At 69.1% G+C, this 6676-nt stretch carries 6 protein-coding genes; all 6 read right to left on the bottom strand.

The features are described from left to right. The coding region (locus NTW26_03620; GenBank protein ID MCX7021363.1) for a SpoIID/LytB domain-containing protein at nucleotides 1–719 on the bottom strand (719 nt) is incomplete at its 3' end. Then, complete coding sequence (locus tag NTW26_03615; GenBank protein ID MCX7021362.1) at nucleotides 716–1666, bottom strand: FAD-dependent oxidoreductase; 951 nt, start codon at nucleotides 1664–1666, stop codon at nucleotides 716–718. The genes NTW26_03620 and NTW26_03615, both read right to left, overlap by 4 nt. A 42-nt stretch (nucleotides 1667–1708) precedes the next feature. Next, nucleotides 1709–2770, bottom strand: coding sequence for a UDP-N-acetylglucosamine 2-epimerase (non-hydrolyzing) (gene wecB / locus NTW26_03610; GenBank protein ID MCX7021361.1), 1062 nt, complete (start codon nucleotides 2768–2770; stop codon nucleotides 1709–1711). A gap of 97 nt (nucleotides 2771–2867) precedes the next feature. Further along, complete coding sequence (locus NTW26_03605; GenBank protein ID MCX7021360.1) at nucleotides 2868–4289, bottom strand: flippase; 1422 nt, start codon at nucleotides 4287–4289, stop codon at nucleotides 2868–2870. A 50-nt stretch (nucleotides 4290–4339) separates the two neighbouring features. Beyond that, entirely contained in the window at nucleotides 4340–4693 is a 354-nt protein-coding gene (locus NTW26_03600) for an ATP cone domain-containing protein (GenBank protein ID MCX7021359.1), read from the bottom strand. Nucleotides 4694–4839: 146 nt separating this feature from the next. Continuing rightward, nucleotides 4840–6642, bottom strand: coding sequence for a dihydroorotate dehydrogenase (locus NTW26_03595; protein MCX7021358.1), 1803 nt, complete (start codon nucleotides 6640–6642; stop codon nucleotides 4840–4842). Between the last annotated feature and the right edge of the window lie 34 nt (nucleotides 6643–6676).

Here is a 6676-nt window from a genome sequence, read left to right as displayed (position 1 = left end):
TCTATGGCCGCGGTGTGGCCTCCGCAGCAGGAGCTGAAGAAGGTGGTCACGATCCGGCCGCCGTAGGCCAGGACCTCGCCAATCGTGGCGGCCACCGCCTCGTCGGTGCGCGGATCCTCGGCGTAGTACCCGCCGTAGACCTGGGACGAGGTGTCGGCGCGCAGGTGGAAAACCGCGCCGGGGTCGTCGCTCATGCGCGCCAGGGCGTAGCTCCGGCTCACCACGGCCTGGCTTTTGAGCGCCTCGGGCGGCCAGCTCGCGTAGGTCTCCTCGGGCAGAACGCCCCGCAGGTAATCCTCCACCTCTATCCGGTTTATCGCCTGCAGCGTCCCCGTCGTGGTGGAGCGGACGGTGAGAGAACCGCGGTAGGGCGAACCCTTGACCGTGATCCGGGGCGGCCCGTCCCCCTCATCCCGGGGCTTGATCCGCACCCACGTGCAGCGCAGCCACTCGCCGTTGGCCGCCAGCACGCCGTACTCGTTGCGCTTGAACACCAGGTCCCAACCCAGTGGAACGGTGTAGAGCGGCTTGTCGGAGTCGTCGGTTATCATCGCCCCCGAGGGGCAGTTCACCACCAGGAGCCCGTCGGTCTCCTGCAAGAGGACCCGGATCTCGGTGGGCGCCGGTTTCAGCGTGCCGCCGTGCCCGATTTCGCCGTCGGGTTGGCAGGCGGTGAATAAAGTGATAAGGACTACGCCGGCGGCGAGGCGACGGCTCATTCCCCGGCCTCCGAGGGCAGCGCGCAGTTCTCGTCCAGCCAGCAGCGGGAGGATTCCGCCGCGATGGCCCCGTGCCCCACGGCTACCGCTACCTGCCTGAGGGGGGTCGTCGTAACGTCGCCCGCGGCAAGGATGCGCGGGTGCGAGGTGAACATCCGCTCGTTCACGACGACGTAGCCCCCCGGGTCCAGCTTGCACAGCCCCTTGACCAGCTCCGAGTTGGGGACCATCCCCAGGGCGCTGAAGACGCCGGTCACCGCGAGGGTTTCCGTCTTGCCGGTCTCCACGTTCTTGATTTCCAGCCCCTCCACGCCGTCGGCGCCGAGGATTTTTTCGGGGACGTAGGGGAGGTGGAGCGTGATGTTCTTCGCGACTTGCACCCGCCGCTGGAGCACCGGAACGCCGCGGAATTCCGTCCGGCGGTGGATCAGGTGTACCGTGCGGCACATGCGGGTGAGGTAGAGCGCCTCCTCGAGGGCGGTGTCCCCGCCGCCGACCACGGCGACCTCCTGGTCGCGGAAAAAGTTGCCGTCGCAGGTGGCGCAGTAGGAGAGGCCGCGGCCGGAGAATTTCGCCGTCCCCTCCAGCGGGAACGGCCGGTAGTGCGCCCCCGTGGCCAGGATTACCACCCGTGCCCGGTGCGTCTCGTCGTAGTCGTCGGTCAGAAGGAAAAACTGGCCCCGGTCCTCCAGCTTCTCGATATGGGCCTGTTCCACCTCGATGCCCAGCCCGGCGGCCTGTTCGGTCAGCCGCTTCGAGAATTCCATCCCGTTGATGGGCCCCGGCACGCCGGGGTAATTTTCCAAAGTAGCCGTGGTGGCTATCTGCCCCCCGGCGACGCCGTCGGCGAAGAAGACGAAGTCCACCCCGCCGCGGATGGCGTAGATGGCCGAGGTGTATCCGGCGGGGCCGCCGCCGATGATGGCCAGCTCGTGGACCTTGCTCACATTGACCTTCCCCTGTAGGGTGCGGTGTAGGAGTGATAATACCTATCGTCGGTAGCCGACCAGCGCCCCGGCCACGCGCTCCGCCGCATCACCCTCCCCGAAGACCCGCGGCCGCTCCCCCGTCGGCGAGAAATTTTTGAGCGCCGCGGGGAGCCCCTCCGGCTCGATTAACTTGTTCCACCCGGCCCGCACCGTCTCCACCCACTCGCTCCCCGGCATGAGGGTCAGGCACGGCCTGCCGTGGAAATACGCCTCTTTCTGCAACCCGCCGGAGTCGGTGACCGCCAGGCGCGCCCCGCCAAGGAGCGCCTGCATCTCCAGGTAGCCCACCGGCTCGCGGAGCATCTCGGCGTACTTCTCCAAGAGCCCCGCCGCCTCCAGGTTCTTGCGCGTCCGGGGGTGGAGCGGCAGGAACACGGGCTCGTCGTGCCCCAAGAGTGCGTCCAGAATCGCGGTGAGCCTCGCCGGGTCGTCGGCGTTCCGCGGGCGGTGGATAGTTGCCAGGACGAAGCCGCCCTCGCGCAGACCGAAATTCTCCAGCAGCTTGGGCTTCATCCCCTCAAAGATCGGTCGCTTGGCCAGCCACAGATCGTACATCACGTCGCCGGTGGGAACCACGCCCTCGGTCAGCCCCTCGGCGGCCAAGTTCTCCACCGCGGTCGGGGTGGCGGTCAAAAGCAGGTCGGCGGCGTGGTCGGTCAGGATTCTATTTATTTCCTCGGGCATGGAGCGGTCGCCGGAGCGCATCCCGGCCTCCACGTGGGCCAGGGGGATGCGGAGCTTGGCCGCGGCCAGCGCCCCGGCCAGCGTCGAGTTCGTGTCGCCATAGACCAGCGCCATGTCCGGCGAGTGCCGCAACAGCACGTCCTCGATCGCCACCAGCATCTGGCCCGTCTGGCGCCCGTGCGTGGCGCTGCCGATGCCCAGGTTGTAGTACGGTTCCGGCAGCCCCAGCTCGGAGAAGAAGACGTCGGAGAGGCGGATGTCGTAGTGCTGGCCGGTGTGTATCAGGAGCTCCTCGACCCCGCGGGCGGCGAGGGCGCGGCTGACCACGGCGGCCTTGATGAACTGGGGCCGGGCACCGACGATGGTGGCTACGAGCATTCCACCCCCTCCCGAGGGGTTTCTTTTCCCGGCGGTCCGCGACGGATGCCGGTCCGATTTTACCATCCCCGCCGTCGCCTTGGCGAACGCCCCCGATTCAGACCCGCTCGCGCCGCAGGACCTCCCGGAGCCGCCGAATATCCTCCCCCTTCACCGCCCCGGTGACGAAGAGGAGCAGGATGTAAATCGGCAGAACGGCCAGGGACCACCAGAGAGACAAGAAGGCGCAGGCCACCCCGTACACCGCCCCGGCGGCCAGGGTGCCCAGGAGGGGCCGGCCCAGTTGGGAGAGGTCCACGTAGCGCCGGGCGAAGATGACGAAGAGCACGAGGACCAGCGTCTCGGAGATAACGGTGGTCCAGGCCGCGCCGACGTGCTCCCAGCGGGGGATGGCGTACAGGTTGGCCACTATGTTCACCAGGCCGCAGATGAGGGCCCCCGCGGCGAAGAGCTTCTCCCGGCCCGTGGACTTCAGCAGGACCGCTAGGGGGTAGCTGGCGAAGACCAGGGGGAGCGAGAGGCCCAGGATTCTCAGGGAGTCCGCCGCGGGGCCGTAGCCCGGCCCGAGGGCGATGGCGGAAATCCCCTCGGCGTGGAAGAATATGAATATGGAGGCGGGGAGCGCCAGGGCCACCAGCAGCCGGATGGTGACCGAGGCCGTGCGCGACAGCCGCTCGTCGTCGTGCTTCATCTCCGACAGGGCGGGGAAGAGCGCCGCGGAAAGCGCCATGGGCGCGAAGAGCATGATGTTTACGAGCTTCACCGACGCCCCGTACCACCCCACCACCTCGTCCGACCCGAGCATGTACTTGAGCATGGTGATGTCCACCAGCTTGTACACGATGATGAAGACGGAGGCGAGGGCGAAGGGGAAGCCGGCCTTCAAGAGGCCCCACCAGCGCCTCGGATCGGGCCGGACGACGCCGAAGCGCCTTCGGACCCACACCAGGCTCATCACGGAGGAGAGCGCCGTGGCGGCGGCGGTGGCGACGATGAGCCCCAGGGGGCCGTAGCCCGTGAGCACCGCGGCGTAGCCCAGTCCGAGGGTCAGCACGTCGCCCGACAGGTTCACGACAAAAAGGGAGCGGAAGTCCTGGGCGCCCTTGAAGACCCCCAGGGCGCTCTCCCGGCTTCCGGCGAAGATGACCGCGGAGAGCCCCGCCCAGAGAATCATCGAGAGCTCGGCGGGCTGCGTCGCCCCCCCGACCAGGGCCAGAATCCCGAGGACCACCACGCCCGCCAGGAGCTTCATCGAGAGCACATCGGCCAGGTAGGCCCCCGCGCGCGCCCGGTCCCGCGCCACGTCTCGCACGGTCAGCTCGGCCAGCCCGAGGTCGTTGCCCAGGGCCCACAGGGTGACGAAGCCGATGGCGAAGGTGTAACGCCCGTACCCGGCGTCGCCGAAGACGCGCACAGCGACGAGCTGCAGCGCGAAGGCCAACAGCTTGCGCACGACCTCCGACCCCAGGACGAACCCGGTGTTCACGCCTACGCGGCGGATGAGCCTTCCCTCGGCCATGCGCGAATCCCATCACACCGAAAAGGGGCGCCCGGAGCGCCCACCTCTCGTCAGAAGAGGGTCTGCCCCTCCTCGGTTTTCTTCTTGGTCCGCCTCCGGCGCCGGTCTTCACGCAGGCGCCGGAGCACGTCGGTGAACTGGTCGGTGTGGGCGAACTGTTGGTAAACGCTGGCGAAGCGAACGTAGGCCACGTCGTCCAGATCGGCCAGCTCTTGCATCAATAGCTCGCCTATCTCGCTGGACTCCACCTCGTCGCCCAGGCGGTTGCGGAGCTCGGTCTCGACCCGGGCCACCACCGTTTCTAGCTGGTCGTGGCTGATGGGTCGCTTTTCGCAGGCCTTCTCCAGGCCGGTCATTATCTTCGCCCGGTCGAAGCGCTCCCGCCGTCCGTCGCGCTTGGCCACCTTAAGCTCCGGCTCCTCGACCTTCTCGTAAGTTGTCTAGCGGCGGGCGCAGTGCAGGCATTCCCGCCGGCGGCGCACCAGCTCGCCGCCCTTGGAGGGACGGGTGTCGGTTACCTTGTCGGAGTCTTCACCGCAGTAGGGGCATCTCATATTTTTAAGGAGCCGGTCAGCTCGCCGAGGTGGGCCATCCCGCGCCGGGCGAGGAGTCGGCGCAGGCCCAGGGCGATTGTGCGGGCGGCGTGGGGCTGGTAAAAGTTGACGGTGCCGAGGCTGACGGCGTTCGCCCCGGCGATTATATGCTCGGCGGCGTCGTGCCAGTTCTCGATACCGCCGGTGCCGATGATGGGTGCGTCGGGGAAGGCGGCGCGCACCTGGGCGATCATCCGCACGGCGACGGGGCGGATGGCCGGACCGGAGAGCCCGCCCACGCCGCGGGCGATAACAGGCTTGGACCGGCCCACGTCCACGACCATTCCCAGAACGGTGTTGATGAGCGTCAACCCGTCGGCGCCCCCCTCCAGGGCGGCCCCGGCGGGGAGGGTCACGTCGGTCACGTTGGGGGTCAGCTTCACGAAGAGCGGCAGCCCGCCGGCGGCCTCCTTCACCCTCTTCGTCAAATTACGGAGGATGGTCGGCTCGGTGCCGAACTGGAGCCCGCCCCGGCTCACGTTGGGGCAGCTCACGTTGAGCTCCAGGGCGAAGATTCCTTTGACGGCGGCCAGACGACCGGCCACCTCCACGTACTCATCCTCGGTGGACCCGCCGATGTTGACCATCACCGGGAGGCCCAGCCCGAGGGTCTCCGGCAGTATTTCCGCCAGGAAGCGCTCCAGGCCGACGTTGGCCAGGCCGATGGAGTTGAGCATCCCGGCCGGGGTCTCGGCGATGCGCGGCGGGGGGTTGCCCGCCCGGGGCTCCCGGGTCACCGTCTTGGTGACCAAGGCGCCGACGCCCTCCAGGCCGCCCAGGCGGTCGAGCTCGGTGCCGTAACCGGCGGTGCCCGAGGCGACGAGAATCGGCGTGTCGAGCGTCAGAGGGCCGAGCCGCGTCTTCAGGGAAGATTCGGGCGCCGGGGGCGTGGACTCGACTTCCAGCCGGAGCGGCCGGGGCGTGGACGGGAGCGGCCAGGCCAGCTCGCGGGCGTCGAAGAGCGGGCCGTCCTGGCATACCAGGAGGTAGCCGCCTTCCGCCGCGGGGACGGCGCAGCCCCGGCAGAGCCCGGTCCCGCAGGCCATCAGCGCCTCGAGGAGCACCCAACACTCGACGCCGTGGGCGCCGCAGAGCCCGGCGACGCACTCCAGCATCGTCTCCGGGCCGCAGGCGACTACCATCGGCGTTTTTTTGTCGAAAAGGACCTCTTTGAGCCGCGCTTCGAGGACTGCGGTCACCAGGCCGCAGAGACCCTCGCCGCCGTCCTCGCTGGCGGCCGAGGCGACGATGCCGACGGGAGCGGCACAGAGATAGCCGCGGACCTCCTCCCCCCGAGCGGCTCCCGCGAAAAGCTCGACGGCCTCCGCTTCGGCGCGATAGGCCTCGGCGAAACGGTAGAGCGGCGGGGTGCCGATGCCCCCCCCGACGAGGAGCAGGCGTCGGTCCCGGGCGTCGAGCCGGCGGGCCTTGCCGCACGGCGCGAGGAGATCCAGGGAGTCGCCGGGCCTTCGCTCCGCCAGCCAGGACGTTCCCGGCCCGACCGCGCGCACCACCAGCGAGAGCGACCCGTCGGTCCCCATTCCGGCAACGGAGAAGGGGCGCCGCAGGAGAACCCCGGCCCCCCGGCAGTCCACCTCGACGAACTGGCCGGGCGCCGCGTCCACTGGCGGGTCGGTCCGGAGCACCAGCTCCGTCACCCCCGTCGAGAGCGCCCGTCGGGAGACGACCTCGGCTCGGACGAGGTGCGACCTACCCCGCGGGGTGCGCGGTCCGGCGGGACGCGCCTCCTTTTTTTTCATTCCGCTTTCACGGGCTGAACCGCCTCGGATACGG

This window comes from bacterium (genome assembly GCA_026398675.1).
Lineage (GTDB): Bacteria > RBG-13-66-14 > RBG-13-66-14 > RBG-13-66-14 > RBG-13-66-14 > RBG-13-66-14.
Note: the sequence above shows the minus strand (reverse complement) of the source record. Positions and strands in the feature narration are given on the sequence as shown.

Bases quoted from the DNA above. Each gene is read 5' to 3' on its own strand.
- wecB (MCX7021361.1), bottom strand. From the start codon at position 2,770: ATGCTCGTAGCCACCATCGTCGGTGCCCGGCCCCAGTTCATCAAGGCC.
- NTW26_03605 (MCX7021360.1), bottom strand. From the start codon at position 4,289: ATGGCCGAGGGAAGGCTCATCCGCCGCGTAGGCGTGAACACCGGGTTC.
- NTW26_03595 (MCX7021358.1), bottom strand. From the start codon at position 6,642: ATGAAAAAAAAGGAGGCGCGTCCCGCCGGACCGCGCACCCCGCGGGGT.